Origin of the sequence: Chryseobacterium sp. MMS23-Vi53 (assembly GCF_047651245.1) — a bacterium.
In the GTDB taxonomy this organism is placed as follows: domain Bacteria; phylum Bacteroidota; class Bacteroidia; order Flavobacteriales; family Weeksellaceae; genus Chryseobacterium.
Genome location: NZ_CP180265.1, coordinates 373,267 through 386,721, shown reverse-complemented (window position 1 = coordinate 386,721; position 13,455 = coordinate 373,267). Strand labels below are relative to the sequence as shown.

The window sequence follows — 13,455 nt, the reverse complement described above, 5'->3', positions numbered from 1 at the left end:
AATTTAAATTGGTAAGAAAGAATCATTCAGCATACACTATTTATTTCTTTTGCCATGTTTGATTGTCAACGTTTTTAGAACGCTTCTGCCCGTTATCAATATTATAAGCAAAACCAACGCCCAGTGTCTGCTTCAACTGTGTTCTTCTGATCTGGTTGTGATCGTACAATAAATCTAAGGTAATATTGGTTGAGATAAATTTATTGATTTTCATATTCAGGATTCCGCTGTAGGAAAGCACTAATCTTTCAGGATGGTCAAGATAATTGGAGAAAGCAGAACCAGTATTCGTTAAAGTAATATTATCCATAATTTTCAACTTGTACATTGCAGTTCCTAAAAAACCGAATTGGAATAATGAGGAATCTCCATCATGTTTAAGACCATAATTTCCGGCATATTGCAGATCATCATCCAGAACAAAGGTCCATCTTGCATTGGCTGGTCTTAAAGTTACCGTTAAATTATCATTAGGTCTGTATGTAACTCCTACCCCTACATTTACATAACCAGGCGCCATAAAATTTGAAATTTTTGCAGCTTCAGGATTGTTTCCATCGGCGTAACCTGCAGCGAATTGGGTCTGCAAACTTGCTCCACCAGAAAGATACCAATGCTTTGCAAATTCTCGCCCGTAATTCGTTGAAAGATTGATGACATCCTGAGTTTTTCTTGTTCCAACACCTTTTGTATTATTTTGTCCATATCCCAAGATGATGATGTTTTCCCACAAGTCTTTTCCTTTTTCGTAAGTCATATTGTAGTTTACTCCGGCAAGCCAACCCACATTATTTGCTCCACCGCCAACCCAATTGGAAAAAGCAGCCTGATTTAGCATTAATGTATTTTGACCTTGGATGCTCCATGCTTTTGTTGTGTCCACAACGGGAGCGTCAGATTTTACTTCCTGTGCGGAAGCTGCAATTCCCCAGAATAAAGGAATAGCTAACAAAGTTTTTTTCATAATAAGTAATGTTTGGTGCAAAAGTATAAAATAATATTTGTGTTAAAAAATATTAAATAAACTTAAATTTAATTAAAAATAATACTTTTTTTTATTAAATAAATAATTTTAAACCTAATTTTTATTAAAATTTTAAATAATAATTGATAGTAAATAAAACATCAACATTAAATATTTGAAATAAAATTTATAATTAAATCATTTTAAATATAGAAATATTTCTTTGTAAAACATGGTATTATGAGAAAATTTAAAAAAGCTGAATGATTTGTTAAATTAAGAATAAGTCATAAAACCCCTCATCTGAGGGGAATTTGACTCAAAACTGAGGATATGGATTGATGTGTTCATTCAAATTTATTTAATTTCAAAAGATGAATTTATGATTCAGATCATAACATGCTGTTTGATAAACAATTTGAATATCATACAATTAAAAAATATTAAAATAGACTAACTCGGCTTAAGTTTTGCTGCATTTTATAATATAATCTTGTAAAAAACTGGTTATGAATACAGAATCATTAAAGAGTATGAGTTCCTCTATTTCCGACGAAATTCTGGATATTTTAAAAAATGTAAAGCAATCGGCTAATCTTGATGACATTACTTCAAAAAAATTTCAAGAAATTTTGCCGAATATAAAAAATTTAGTTCCCAACTCTAAAAATTATAGGAAATTTGCTTTAGCAGGGCTTTTGGGATTAATTGCTTTAGGTTTATTCACTTCTTCAAGAAGACTAAATGCAGGATAATTTTATAAAAATGCAATAGATTTTATAAATACTTATCATGTTATGTCGTGCATAATATAATTTTTGCTATATTTGCACATCGAAATAATTTTTTTTCATCATTTGTGTTTTTTTAGGCTCCTTTTTTGGAGCCTTTTTCTTTTTTAAGTGATTCGTTTTTTATTGCTGGAAATTACCCATTTATCCTTTCTGCATTTTTTACATTTCCCTGCATTTCCAGACTCTTTTGATTCGGTATGACCGCAAAATGTACAAGAATAATAACCTTGTTTATTAATATTTTTCAAAGGATGTTCCAAAGAATCAGGCATAATAGGAAGTCCATATTTTACATTTTCATCTTCATAAAAAAATACACTTATTTCCCCCGAACTTTCCTCAATGGCTTTTTCGATCTGACCTAATTGTGAAATTCCTTTTAATCTTAATTCAGCAAAAAATTCATCACTTCCCAAATTTTCTTTTTTAAAATTCTCAATAGAAAACTCACCATTTTCGATCAGACAAATAGATTTTCCTTCGATCAGTTGTTCAAATTTCTTGTTTTTAGCAATAAAATAAGTAACAATCGTATACAGTAAAATTATAACGATAAAAACAACAATGGAAGAAACAATTCCGACATCTTTATTAAACATTGGATCTCCCGCAGCCGACCCTAGACCGATAATCACTACCAACTCAAAGATTGAAAGCTGCTTCACTCCCCTTTTTCCTAATACTCTGAGTCCAATAATGATAGTGAGAAACATAATGGCTGTTCTTAAAATGATTTCCAAAATGAACGACCATTCTTCGTGTCCCATTAATAATTCTTTCCAGTCAAATTTTAAGAGAAATATGGATAACATAGAAAATTATTTATTATCCGAAATTCAAAAAATACGCCAATAAAAAGAAAGTTTTTAATTTTAATTAATTTGTTAACTGTCTGCGTTTTTACAACAAAACTTTAAACTAAAACCGCACCTCCATCAATTGTAATAATCTGTCCTGTTGCGAAACTTTGTTTCATTAAAAAAACGAATGTCTGAGCGATTTCTTCCGCATTTCCTACTCTTTTCACCAACAAAGAATCGCCAACGGTTTTGTAAAATTCATTTCTCTGATCTTCCGGCATTCCGTTCCAAAGATTGGTCTTAATAACTCCTGCAGAAACTGCATTCACTCGAATTGGAGCCAATTCAACCGCCATTGCTCTGCACAAACCGTCCATCGCACCACAAATGCTTGAAGCCAATGCCCAACCTGCACCTGGTCTTTGACTCGCAGTACCACTCATTAAATTGATAGAATCGCCTTCGTTGATGTTTGGAGTAGCATATTTTATAGACGTCAATGCTCCCCAGTAACGAAGTGTGAAGAAAGTTCTTGCCTGTTGCAAATCTGTTTCGGACAGATTCGTTAAGTTTAAATTTTCACCTGCTGTATAAACTAGATGATCGAATTTTCCGATATTTTCAAAAAAATGTTTAATATTTTCTTCTTTGCTTAAGTCGATTGCATATCCTTGGGTACCTTCAGGAAAACCTTTCAAAGCTTCATCAATTCTTTCTTGATTACTTGAAACTATAACGACTCTTGCACCTTCATTTGCAGCCGCTTTTGCCGTTGCCAATCCTAATCCTGAACTCGCTCCTAATACAATTACTTTTTTATTTTCTAGTGTTTCCATTTTTTTGTTTTAATTTTTAGATTTTTATTTTTTATAGATTAGATTTTTATTTTTTATAGAATTGAAAAAAACACAAAGACTTATATTTAAAGTAGTATCATTATTATAAATCTCTGCCCTTCGTTTATTAATAATGACAAATTTTGTTATTAAGTCAAAAATTAATATTGATTTATGAAGTAAAATTCATCATTTACAGTTAAAAATATCATGCAGGTTTACTGATTCCTAGATTTTCATTTATGTATAAATTGGGATAATTAATCAGTTTTGAAACAAAATGTGCAATGCTTCTTCTCGAGATCGCAGAACCTGTTTCTGGAACACCTTTTGGAGTGACCTTATAATCAACCTCATCGGTGTGAGTGAACCAATCCGGACGCAAAATCGTGTATTGCAAACCTGAACTTTCAATATTATCTGCCAGTTTCCGATAAGGTTCTAAAACTGGTCTTAAGGTTTGCCGTAAATTCCAATCGAACTTATGGCGATCACTCTTTCAACATGTTCTTCTTTCATAGCTTTAACTATATTTTTAGACATCTTTTCCAGATCACCGTCAAGGTTAATATAAACCAAATCCTGATTTTTAATGGCAATTTTTACATCTTCATAATTCAAAGCATCACCTTCGACAATTTTACAATTATCAGAAAGATATTTTGGAAGCCTGTTTTTGTTTCTCATAAAAAGTGTCAGCTCTATATTTTCCAGAGGTTTTACTGCTTCGATTACATATTGGGCAAGACTTCCTGTAGCCCCAATTATTAATACTTTTCTCATATTTAATTTATTTTCCTACCCTTTCCTGGAAAATTTTAGGATATCTTTCGCCTGTTATGATAATTTTTGAGGCGGATTCTTCTATATTTTGCAGATCTTCTGCGGTTAATTCTATATTCACAGCTCCTATATTTTCTTCTAAACAATGAATTTTTGTCGTTCCGGGAATCGGTGCAATCCAAGGTTTTTGAGCCAATAGCCAAGCCAAAGCAATTTGTGCCGGAGAAGCATTTTTTTCTGCTGCAATATTCTGGATTAATTCAACTAAAGCCAGATTTGCCTTTCTGTTTTCTTCTTTAAACCTCGGAACAATATTTCTAAAATCTTTTTCGCCAAATTGAGTGTTTTCATTAATAGTACCTGTTAAAAATCCTTTTCCTAGCGGACTGAACGGTACGAAACCAATTCCTAATTCTTCAAGTAAAGGCAAAATTTCTTTTTCAGGTTCTCTCCACCAAAGGGAATATTCGCTTTGTAAAGCCGTTAAAGGTTGTACAGCATGTGCTCTTCTGATCGATTCTACCCCAGCTTCAGACATACCGAAATGTTTTACTTTCCCTTGTTGAATAAGGTCTTTTACTGTTCCTGCAACATCTTCGATCGGAACTTCAGGATCTGTTCTGTGTTGATACAAAAGATCGATGACGTCTGTTTTTAATCTTTTTAAAGATGCTTCAACCACTTTGATAATGTGTTCGGGTCTGCTGTCGACGCCTTCTGTCGGAATAGCATCCTTAAAACCAAACTTCGTGGCAACTACCACTTTGTCTCTAAACGGAGCCAATGCTTCTCCCAATAATTCTTCGTTGTGGAAAGGGCCGTAAGCTTCGGCTGTATCGAAGAATGTGATTCCTGAATCGAATGCTTTTTGTAATAGCTTGATGGCTTCATTTTTCTCTGTTGCAGGACCGTAACCGAAGCTCAAACCCATACAACCTAGCCCTAATGTTGAAACTTCCAATCCGCCGTTTCCTAAAATTCTTGTTTTCATAAAATTAAAATTGTGTAATGTTATATTATTAAAGTAAAACTCACCATTCACTTTTCATATCGCAAAGTTGGCAAGTTTTAAGAATGGGTTTTGTATACTGATTACTGTATTTATTACCAAAATTACTGTTATGGATTTAACGATGATTTTCAATGCATTGGAATGGCTAAATTTGTATCATAGAAATGATTGAATTATGGAAAAGATAATAAAAATCAATACAGTGGATTTCTACAATAAACTTCGTGGTGTAGAAACTTTGAACCCTTTGGTAAGCGTTTTAGATTTGTCGAAAGCGAATTCTCTGCCGGAAGAAACCTTCAATTTCGGACTGTATGCAATTTATTTAAAAGAATTAAAATGCGGTGAGTTGAGATATGGAAGAAGTACCTACGATTATCAGGAAGGGACATTGGTTTGTGTAGCTCCCGGACAAATTATGCAGGTTCAGACGAGATCGGAAACCGTTTCTCCAAAAGGTTGGGCATTGGTTTTTCATCCAGATTTAATTAAAGGAACGTTGTTGGGAAAACATATTCATGACTATAATTTCTTTTCTTATGATTCTAATGAAGCGCTGCATCTTTCTGAAAAAGAGAAACATATCGTAATGGATTGTTTTCATAAAATTCAGGATGAATTGGAACAAAACATCGATAAACACAGCAAAACATTGATTGCTTCTAATATTGAATTATTTCTAAATTATTGTACCCGTTTTTACGACCGACAATTTATCACCAGAGACAATGCAAACAAAGGAATTTTAGAACGGTTTGAAAGTATTTTAAATAATTATTTTTCATCCGATAAACCTCAGAAAATAGGGCTTCCGTCTGTTGCATGGTGCGCCGAAGAAATGAATCTTTCTGCTAATTATTTTGGAGACCTGATAAAAAAAGAAACAGGAATTTCTGCACAGGAATATATTCAGTCGAAAGTTATTAATATCGCAAAAGAAAAGATTTTTGATATTGATAAATCTATCAGCGAAATTGCGTATGATCTTGGCTTTAAATATCCTCAGCATTTTACGAGACTTTTCAAGCAAAAAGTAGGAATGTCTCCAAATATTTATAGAAGTTTGAATTAAATTTTAACCACAAAAGACACAAAAGATTTTAATAATCTATACTTAAAAAATTTTGAAAACAACAGTTTGCAAAAGAATAAAAATCAAAGATTTTTAAAAACTTATGTGTTCTTATGTATGGTTTAATATTGAACTTAAAAATAACTAAAGTGTTAATCTTTTGTTTCTTTTGTTGTTAAAAAGAAGAATTTATTTTTTTATCCATTCTTCTTTTAAAACAGCATAAATTACATCATCCACCCAATTGTTTTTCCAGAATAAACTTTTTACAAAATGGGCTTCTTTTCTAAGTCCAATTCTTTCCATTAATTTCATGGAATCAACATTGTCAGGATCTATAGAAGCCATAACTCGATGTTTATTTAAATCATTAAAAAGATAATCAATAACGCCTGTTAAAGCTTCGGAAGCGTAACCTTTACCATAAAAGAATTTATTTAATGTAATTCCTAATTCTACTTGTAAATTTTCATTTCCGAAAAAATGAATTCCAATATCACCGATGACGGCTTTTGTTTCTTTATCCGTAATTAAAATTTGATACCAACTTTCCGGCTGATTGAATTCCTTATTATTTCTTTGAATAAAACTTTCAACATCTTCTAAAGTCTCAGGAATCCAGCTTTGAAATTTATTGGCTTCCGCATCTGAACGGTAATCGAAAATTGCCTGTTTATCATCTATTGTAATATCTCTTAAAAGTAATCTTTCTGTAAAAAGCTGCATGATTTTAATTTAATTGAAAAACAAAAATATGGTTATTCATCGAATTTTAAATTAAGAATCTTAAACTTTAAATTGGTCTAAAACCTCCAAAATATTTCGATAAACAAAGTCCAATTCCTCCGAAGTAATACAATATGGCGGAACGAGATACATCACATTTCCCAAAGGACGCATGATAATTCCTCTTTTTAGAAATTCGCTGTATAAAATCTTTCCGATTTCATTAAAATAAGAAGTTTGCTCATTGTTTTTAATTTCCCACGCTAAAATTGTTCCTGTTTGCCTTACATTTTCAACCTTTGGATGCTGCTGTAATATTTCAGAAAAATTTAAATGTTTTTTGCTAATTAAATTAATATTATTTAAAGTCTCATCTTTCAACAAAAGCTCCATACTCGCCAGAGCCGCCGTACAAGCCAAAGGATTTGCTGTAAAAGAATGTCCGTGAAATAAGGTTTTATATTTATCATCCGACAAAAATGCTTCGAAAATTTGATGAGTAGAACTTGTAATTCCCATCGGCATTGTTCCGCCCGTTAAACCTTTTGAGAAACACATAATATCCGGTTTTTCAGAAAGATAATTCGTTGCAAATAATTTTCCTGTTCTTCCAAAGCCTGTAAAAACTTCATCCTGAATCATTAAAATTCCTTCATTTCTGCAAAATTTCATTAATTCAGACAAATCTTCTGGTTGATGCATCAACATTCCCGCAGCGCCCTGAATCAAAGGTTCATAAATAAAACAAGCAATTTCCTCCGAGTGATTTTTAATAATTGATTGTAAATCATCAAGATTTTCCGAAGTCGGGATATCAATGAAAATTACTTCAAAAAGCATTTCACCAAATGGCTTCGTCCAGACACTTCTTCCACTCACAGACATCGCCCCAAAAGTATCTCCGTGATAAGCATCTTTAAAAGCCAGAATTTTCGTCTTCTCTTTTCCTTGATTATGCCAAAATTGAATGCACATTTTCAAAGCAACTTCAACTGCTGTGGAACCATTGTCGGAATAGAAAACTTTCTCCTGATTATCGGGCAAAAGTTTCAACAGATTTTCCGAAAGCTGAATGGCAGGTTCGTGTGTAAAACCCGCAAAAATAACCTGTTCTAACGTATTCAGCTGCTCCGAAACCCTTTTTGCAATGTACGGATGCGCATGACCGTGAAGAGTCACCCACCACGAAGAAACTGCATCAATATATCGTTTTCCCTTCTCATCAAAAAGATAGATTCCTTTTCCTTTTATAATGGGAATTGCCTCTTTTGCCGTTTTCATTTGCGTGTAAGGATGCCAGTTGACGGCTCTGTCGCGCTCTTGTAGAGTCATATTTTTGTAAGCTTATACATTAGCATTCCACGTTTCAAATTGCTCCTTTGTTTTTTCTGGTTGTCCCTTCATCGGTTTCAATCCTAAAGTCTGCAACATTTGCATATCTTCCGAAACTCCCGGATTTGGCGTTACCAAAAGGGTTTCTCTTTCTCCCGTAAAGATCGAGTTTGCTCCTGCCATGAAACACCAACCTTGCTCGAATTCAGTCATTTCAATTCTTCCCGCGCTCAGACGAACCATCGATGAAGGCATTATAATTCTTGCTGTTGCAATCATTCTCACCATTTCCCAAGTGTTCGTTTTTTCGTTGTCCTGAAGAGGCGTTCCTTCTACTCTAGCCAATGCGTTGATGGGAACAGATTCCGGATGTTTTGGCATCGTTGATAATGTTAAAAGCATCGAAATTCTGTCTCCGTGAGTTTCTCCAAGACCGATAATTCCTCCTGAACAAACGGTAATTCCTGCTTTTCTTACATTATTGATGGTATTAATTCTATTATCAAAAGTTCTGGTCGAAATAATTTCTTCATAATATTGTTCCGAAGTATCCAAATTGTGATTATAAGCGTATAAACCTGCTTCCTGAAGACGAATTGCCTGTTCTTCTGTCAACATCCCCAACGTACAGCAAACCTCCATTCCCAATTCATTGACGCCTTTTACCATGTCGATGACTCTGTCGAAATCACGATTATTACGGACTTCACGCCACGCTGCAGCCATGCAAAAACGCGACGAACCATTATCTTTTGCCTTTTGAGCATGCGCAATCACCTGTTCTGTCGGAAGCAATGCCTGAACTTTAATATTGGTGTGATAACGAGCCGCTTGTCCGCAATACGAACAATCTTCAGGGCAACCTCCGGTTTTTATAGAAAGCAGAGTCGACATCTGAACTTCTTCAGGATTGTGCCATTCGCGGTGAACAGTTGCTGCTTTATAGATCAATTCAAGAAGCGGAAGATTGTAGATTTCTTCGATTTCTTCTTTTGTCCAATCATTCCTCAATTTTGTTTTATCTCTCATCTATTTTCTAATTGTTTTGTAATACTTTCTATATTTTCTTTTGTTATATTTTTAATGTCCGGAATTCTTATAATTTTTGTTTCTGATTGAATATTTTCACAAATAATTCTTTCTGTATCAAATGGAAAATATCCATTAAGAATTAAATATTGTAGTTTTATTTTCTTTTGATTTAAGGCTAAAATTGATAATAAAGTATGGTTGATACAACCCAAATAATTTCTCACTACTAAAGCAACAGGAATGTTTAATTTTTCAATTAAATCAATAATAAAGTCATTGTCATTTAACGGAACCATTAATCCTCCTGCTCCTTCCACAATTAAATTATTTTGAGTTTGAGGAAGTTTAAATTCATTTAAATCAATCGTAATTCCTTCTTCTTTTGCCGATTGATGCGGGGAAGCCGCCAATTGAAAACGATACGTTTCCGGATGGCAAACCGTATTGTCTCCAACCCAGCTTTTGATTTTCATGCTATCAGAAAAATCCAAATCTCCGGATTGAACGGGTTTCCAATAATCTGCATTAAAATATTTCGTTAAAACTGCTGAACAAACGGTTTTTCCTACTTCCGTTCCGATTCCGGTTACGAAAAATAGTTTTTGTTCCGAGTTTTTTATTTCTCTTTTTATATCCATATTTTTATCCATCCAGTTTGTCATTCCGTAGGAATCTAAACAGTGTTTTTAAAGTTATTTTTACATTTTAATTGCTTAGATTCCTACGGAATGACAAACAGATGCTGATTTTATATTAAATAAAATCTCTGATAATCCTCGTCAAGGCTATAATTTCCTCTTCTGTATTAAAACTATGCAGACAAATTCTCAACCTCTCCGTTCCTACTTTTACAGTCGGACTAAAAACAGCGTAAGTCAAAAATCCATTATCAAATAAAATCTCTTTTAAAGCTCTTAATTGATGATTATCAGGAACTACAATCGCCTGAATCGGACTGTTTTCAGAAGATGGACTCTTCAAATCTTGCTGACGAAAAATTTTAATATTTTCCTGAAGTTTGATTGATAATTCTTTGTTTTGATTAAAGAAGTAATATCCTTCTTTAATAGTCATCCAAAGAAAATCGTGCGCTGAAGTTGAATAGATAAAAGGTGATGCGAAGTTTATGAGATAAGATTTAATTAAATCATTCGTTAAAATCGCTGCACCGTGAGTTCCCAGAGCTTTTCCATAAGTAATAACTGTCGCTAAAACTTTATTTTGAAGTTGAAATTTATCAACCAAACCATATCCAAAAACACCAAAAGCATGAGCTTCGTCGACAATTAAATTCGCGTTATATTTTTCCGTGATTTCAGCAATTTCATTAATGGAAGCAAGATCTCCATCCATAGAATACAGGCTTTCAATGGCAACATAACAAAGTCCGTTTTGCTTTTTTAAAACCCTTTCTAAATCCTTAACATCATTATGCTTGAATTTCAATTTTTTAGTATTCGACATTTTACACGCATCATGTACAGAACGATGAATTTGTTCATCAACAATAATCGTATCATGACGAGTTGGAAGTGCTGAAAACAAAGCTAAATTCGCATTATAACCCGATGGAAAAAGCAATGCAGATTCATATTGATGTTCTTTAGCAATAAATTCTTCGGTTTCAACTACAACAAAACTATTTCCGCTTATCAATCTTGAGCCTGTGCTTCCTTTTAGCAATTCAGGATTTTCTGTGATTTTTTTTAATAATAAGTCTTGAAAATCTTTATTTCCTACTAATCCCAAATAATCGTTAGAATAAAAATCTATTCCTTCCTGTTTTTGCTTTAAAATTCTTAATGTGCCGTTTTCTTTTCTTTTTTCTAAAGCTTCCTGAAAATGATAAAATTTATTCAGCATAATTTAATTGGAAAACTTCTTCAGAAATAGCATTGATCCATTGTTCATGAAGATCTTTTTCAATATTTAAAATAACTTCAGCATGAACTTTCCAATCTTTCGAAAATTCATCTAATTGATTAATCATTTCCTCCAAATGCCCTTCTTCTTCCAAAATAATTGACTTAACCATAATTTTTGACGAAGTTTTTGTCAAAATATCCTGATACACCGGATACAATTCATCGGCACGAACTTCAATCGCATAAGTGACAAAAAGATAAGCTGCGAATTTTAATTCTTCTTTGTTTAATTTAAAATGTTGTTGAAGATATTTACAGGCTTTAATATCAAGAGAATGAAGATATTGTCGGGTTGCAATAGAAGCCAATAGTTCATTACTTTCGTAAGTTTTGCATAATTCAGAATCAATTTTTCCGATTTGTTTTTTCAGATAAAAAGCATGGCGATGTTCTTCAGTTGCATGTTTTAATTGAATCAAACTAACTTTCGTCGGATGCTCACACGCAGAAATTTTTCGCGCTCCAGCATTTTCCATGAATGAAAGCGTATTCAGCCATTTTGCATGAGTTCCGTTGTGCTGAACAATTTTGTCTAAAAGATTGTAAAATTCCATTCTTTTTTGTTTTGGTTCAAAAGTAGTATATTGCCGGATGGTTGAATGGTGCCAGTTTTAAGATTATGAATAGTCCGGTTGAGATTCCTTATCAAAGTTTCATTAAAATCGATAGAAATTCTGAAGTTTCGATTTACATGCAAATTTCAAATCAGTTAATAAATGCAATACAGCGTGGTTTTTTGCCTTTCGGAACAAAACTTCCGGGAACGAGAGCTTTAAGCCAGATTTTGGAAGTTCACAGAAATACGATTGTTTCTGTTTATGATGAATTATTTGCTCAAGGTTGGGTGGAAAGCCTTCCCAATAAAGGAACTTTCGTTATTGGAAAAGATCAGGACAAACCTTTACAAATTAAAAATTTTGAGAAAAGACATCTCGAAAATTATCCAAAAACGACTGGATTTCTTTTCAAAACGTCGAATATTTTAGATAATCCTTTCGAACATTCCAATTGTGAATATATCTTCAACGACGGAATTCCTGATATTCGTTTAACTCAAATCGATCAGCATTCCAGAATTTACAGCTCTATTTTAAAAAGAAAAGCGCATAAAATCGGACAATACAATCAGGATGGGAGTGAATTTTTCAAGCAAAATCTTTCGAAATATTTAAATTTATCAAGAGGATTACCTATTTCAAAGAATAATCTTTTAATTACAAGAAGTACGGAAATGAGTATTTACATTGTTTCTGAAATTCTTTTATCTCAAGGCGATACCGTTTTGGTTGGAGAATTAAGTTATTTTTCTGTCAATATGATTTTCCAAAAAGCAGGAGTTAAAATTCAATCCATTCCAATTGATGATGACGGGCTCAATGTAGAAGAAGTCCGTAAAATCTGTGAAAAACAGAAGATCAGAATGCTTTATCTTACACCGCATCACCACTATCCAACGACGGTTACATTGAGTGCTCAAAGGCGATTAGAACTTTTAAATCTTGCCAACGAATTTGGATTTATCATTTTAGAAGACGATTACGACTACGATTTTCACTACGACAAAAGCCCGATTCTTCCCCTTACAAGTGCCGATACGAACGGAATGGTTGTCTACATAGGATCTTTCGGAAAATCTCTTGCACCAGGTTTTCGCACCGGTTTTATTGTTGCTCCCGAAAATCTGATGATCGAAATGCGGAAATATCTCGGAATTATCGACAGACAAGGCGACGTTTTGATGGAACATGTTTTGGGCGAAATGATTGCAGAAGGCGAAATCAACCGATATTTAAAGAAATCCTTAAAAATTTATCAGGAAAGACGGGATCACTTTTCTTTGTTATTGGAAGAATATTTAGGAGAATTAATTGATTTTCAGAAACCTTCCGGCGGATTGGCCATTTGGGCAGAATGGAAAATACCGATTAATCTCATGCAACTCAGTCGTGAATGTGCAAAAGATAATGTCTTCATTCCCAAAACATTATTGTATCAAAACAAAAATCTTACGGCAATGCGTTTAGGTTTTGGAAATTTAAATTTTGAGGAAATGGATAAATCTGTCGAAATTTTTTCAAAAACTGTAAATACGCTTTTGCAATAATTTTAATTTAAAACTCAAAAAAGCTGAAAATATTTAACTACTTAAATAATTGGTTAGATTTTTGAATAATAAATC

At 33.1% G+C, this 13,455-nt stretch carries 13 protein-coding genes and 1 pseudogene; 3 read left to right on the top strand and 11 right to left on the bottom strand.

What is annotated here, in order from left to right:
* Nucleotides 1–40: 40 nt before the first annotated feature.
* Nucleotides 41–964 carry a DUF3078 domain-containing protein gene (locus ACKX2A_RS01780; protein WP_415327304.1) on the bottom strand — a complete coding sequence of 308 codons (924 nt, stop codon included), beginning with the start codon at nt 962–964 and terminating at the stop codon, nt 41–43.
* 509 nt (nt 965–1,473) lie between these two features.
* Here ACKX2A_RS01780 and ACKX2A_RS01775 point away from each other — a divergent pair.
* Nucleotides 1,474–1,719 (top strand): hypothetical protein, encoded by a 246-nt coding sequence (locus ACKX2A_RS01775; RefSeq protein WP_415327303.1) that lies wholly within the window; start codon nt 1,474–1,476, stop codon nt 1,717–1,719.
* A gap of 143 nt (nt 1,720–1,862) precedes the next feature.
* Here the strand turns inward: ACKX2A_RS01775 and ACKX2A_RS01770 are convergent, their stop codons facing one another.
* The 4 genes and pseudogenes from ACKX2A_RS01770 to ACKX2A_RS01755 all read right to left on the bottom strand — a co-directional run bounded on the left by ACKX2A_RS01770 (nt 1,863) and on the right by ACKX2A_RS01755 (nt 5,168).
* A complete protein-coding gene (locus tag ACKX2A_RS01770; RefSeq protein WP_415327302.1) occupies nt 1,863–2,570 on the bottom strand; it encodes a DUF421 domain-containing protein in 708 nt (235 codons plus the stop codon).
* A 101-nt stretch (nt 2,571–2,671) separates the two neighbouring features.
* Complete coding sequence (locus ACKX2A_RS01765; RefSeq protein ID WP_415327301.1) at nt 2,672–3,394, bottom strand: SDR family oxidoreductase; 723 nt, start codon at nt 3,392–3,394, stop codon at nt 2,672–2,674.
* Nucleotides 3,395–3,602: 208 nt separating this feature from the next.
* A pseudogene (locus tag ACKX2A_RS01760) lies at nt 3,603–4,177 on the bottom strand (NAD(P)H-binding protein).
* Nucleotides 4,178–4,184: 7 nt separating this feature from the next.
* The gene (locus ACKX2A_RS01755) at nt 4,185–5,168 is read right to left on the bottom strand and encodes an aldo/keto reductase (RefSeq protein ID WP_415327300.1); all 984 of its coding nucleotides are present in this window, start codon (nt 5,166–5,168) and stop codon (nt 4,185–4,187) included.
* Nucleotides 5,169–5,364: 196 nt separating this feature from the next.
* Here ACKX2A_RS01755 and ACKX2A_RS01750 point away from each other — a divergent pair, with 196 nt between their 5' ends.
* Nucleotides 5,365–6,261 (top strand): helix-turn-helix domain-containing protein, encoded by an 897-nt coding sequence (locus ACKX2A_RS01750; protein ID WP_415327299.1) that lies wholly within the window; start codon nt 5,365–5,367, stop codon nt 6,259–6,261.
* Nucleotides 6,262–6,450: 189 nt separating this feature from the next.
* Here ACKX2A_RS01750 and ACKX2A_RS01745 read toward each other — a convergent pair whose 3' ends face one another.
* The 6 genes from ACKX2A_RS01745 to ACKX2A_RS01720 all read right to left on the bottom strand — a co-directional run bounded on the left by ACKX2A_RS01745 (nt 6,451) and on the right by ACKX2A_RS01720 (nt 11,830).
* Nucleotides 6,451–6,987: a GNAT family N-acetyltransferase gene (locus ACKX2A_RS01745; RefSeq protein WP_415327298.1), complete on the bottom strand. Its 537-nt coding sequence runs from the start codon at nt 6,985–6,987 to the stop codon at nt 6,451–6,453.
* Between the two features lie 60 nt (nt 6,988–7,047).
* On the bottom strand, nt 7,048–8,319 hold the full coding sequence (gene bioA, locus ACKX2A_RS01740; RefSeq protein WP_415327297.1) for an adenosylmethionine--8-amino-7-oxononanoate transaminase: 1,272 nt from the start codon (nt 8,317–8,319) through the stop codon (nt 7,048–7,050).
* Between the two features lie 12 nt (nt 8,320–8,331).
* The gene (bioB, locus tag ACKX2A_RS01735; RefSeq protein ID WP_415327296.1) at nt 8,332–9,348 is read right to left on the bottom strand and encodes a biotin synthase BioB; all 1,017 of its coding nucleotides are present in this window, start codon (nt 9,346–9,348) and stop codon (nt 8,332–8,334) included.
* Nucleotides 9,345–9,989, bottom strand: coding sequence for a dethiobiotin synthase (gene bioD / locus ACKX2A_RS01730; RefSeq protein WP_415327295.1), 645 nt, complete (start codon nt 9,987–9,989; stop codon nt 9,345–9,347). Before bioD ends, bioB begins: the two co-directional genes overlap by 4 nt.
* 115 nt (nt 9,990–10,104) lie before the next feature.
* On the bottom strand, nt 10,105–11,214 hold the full coding sequence (locus ACKX2A_RS01725; RefSeq protein ID WP_415327294.1) for an aminotransferase class I/II-fold pyridoxal phosphate-dependent enzyme: 1,110 nt from the start codon (nt 11,212–11,214) through the stop codon (nt 10,105–10,107).
* The gene (locus ACKX2A_RS01720; RefSeq protein WP_415327293.1) at nt 11,204–11,830 is read right to left on the bottom strand and encodes a hypothetical protein; all 627 of its coding nucleotides are present in this window, start codon (nt 11,828–11,830) and stop codon (nt 11,204–11,206) included. The genes ACKX2A_RS01725 and ACKX2A_RS01720 overlap by 11 nt, the downstream gene beginning before the upstream one ends.
* Before the next feature lie 65 nt (nt 11,831–11,895).
* Here ACKX2A_RS01720 and ACKX2A_RS01715 point away from each other — a divergent pair, with 65 nt between their 5' ends.
* Nucleotides 11,896–13,380 (top strand): PLP-dependent aminotransferase family protein, encoded by a 1,485-nt coding sequence (locus ACKX2A_RS01715; protein ID WP_415327292.1) that lies wholly within the window; start codon nt 11,896–11,898, stop codon nt 13,378–13,380.
* Nucleotides 13,381–13,455 lie beyond the last annotated feature (75 nt).

Excerpts from the sequence above, each read along its gene's own strand:
- ACKX2A_RS01780 (WP_415327304.1), bottom strand. The coding sequence starts at position 964 with ATGAAAAAAACTTTGTTAGCTATTCCTTTATTCTGGGGAATTGCAGCT.
- ACKX2A_RS01775 (WP_415327303.1), top strand. The coding sequence starts at position 1,474 with ATGAATACAGAATCATTAAAGAGTATGAGTTCCTCTATTTCCGACGAA.
- ACKX2A_RS01770 (WP_415327302.1), bottom strand. The coding sequence starts at position 2,570 with ATGTTATCCATATTTCTCTTAAAATTTGACTGGAAAGAATTATTAATG.
- ACKX2A_RS01745 (WP_415327298.1), bottom strand. The coding sequence starts at position 6,987 with ATGCAGCTTTTTACAGAAAGATTACTTTTAAGAGATATTACAATAGAT.
- ACKX2A_RS01725 (WP_415327294.1), bottom strand. The coding sequence starts at position 11,214 with ATGCTGAATAAATTTTATCATTTTCAGGAAGCTTTAGAAAAAAGAAAA.
- ACKX2A_RS01750 (WP_415327299.1), top strand. The coding sequence starts at position 5,365 with ATGGAAAAGATAATAAAAATCAATACAGTGGATTTCTACAATAAACTT.
- ACKX2A_RS01755 (WP_415327300.1), bottom strand. The coding sequence starts at position 5,168 with ATGAAAACAAGAATTTTAGGAAACGGCGGATTGGAAGTTTCAACATTA.
- bioB (WP_415327296.1), bottom strand. The coding sequence starts at position 9,348 with ATGAGAGATAAAACAAAATTGAGGAATGATTGGACAAAAGAAGAAATC.
- ACKX2A_RS01720 (WP_415327293.1), bottom strand. The coding sequence starts at position 11,830 with ATGGAATTTTACAATCTTTTAGACAAAATTGTTCAGCACAACGGAACT.
- ACKX2A_RS01765 (WP_415327301.1), bottom strand. The coding sequence starts at position 3,394 with ATGGAAACACTAGAAAATAAAAAAGTAATTGTATTAGGAGCGAGTTCA.
- ACKX2A_RS01715 (WP_415327292.1), top strand. The coding sequence starts at position 11,896 with ATGAATAGTCCGGTTGAGATTCCTTATCAAAGTTTCATTAAAATCGAT.
- bioA (WP_415327297.1), bottom strand. The coding sequence starts at position 8,319 with ATGACTCTACAAGAGCGCGACAGAGCCGTCAACTGGCATCCTTACACG.
- bioD (WP_415327295.1), bottom strand. The coding sequence starts at position 9,989 with ATGGATATAAAAAGAGAAATAAAAAACTCGGAACAAAAACTATTTTTC.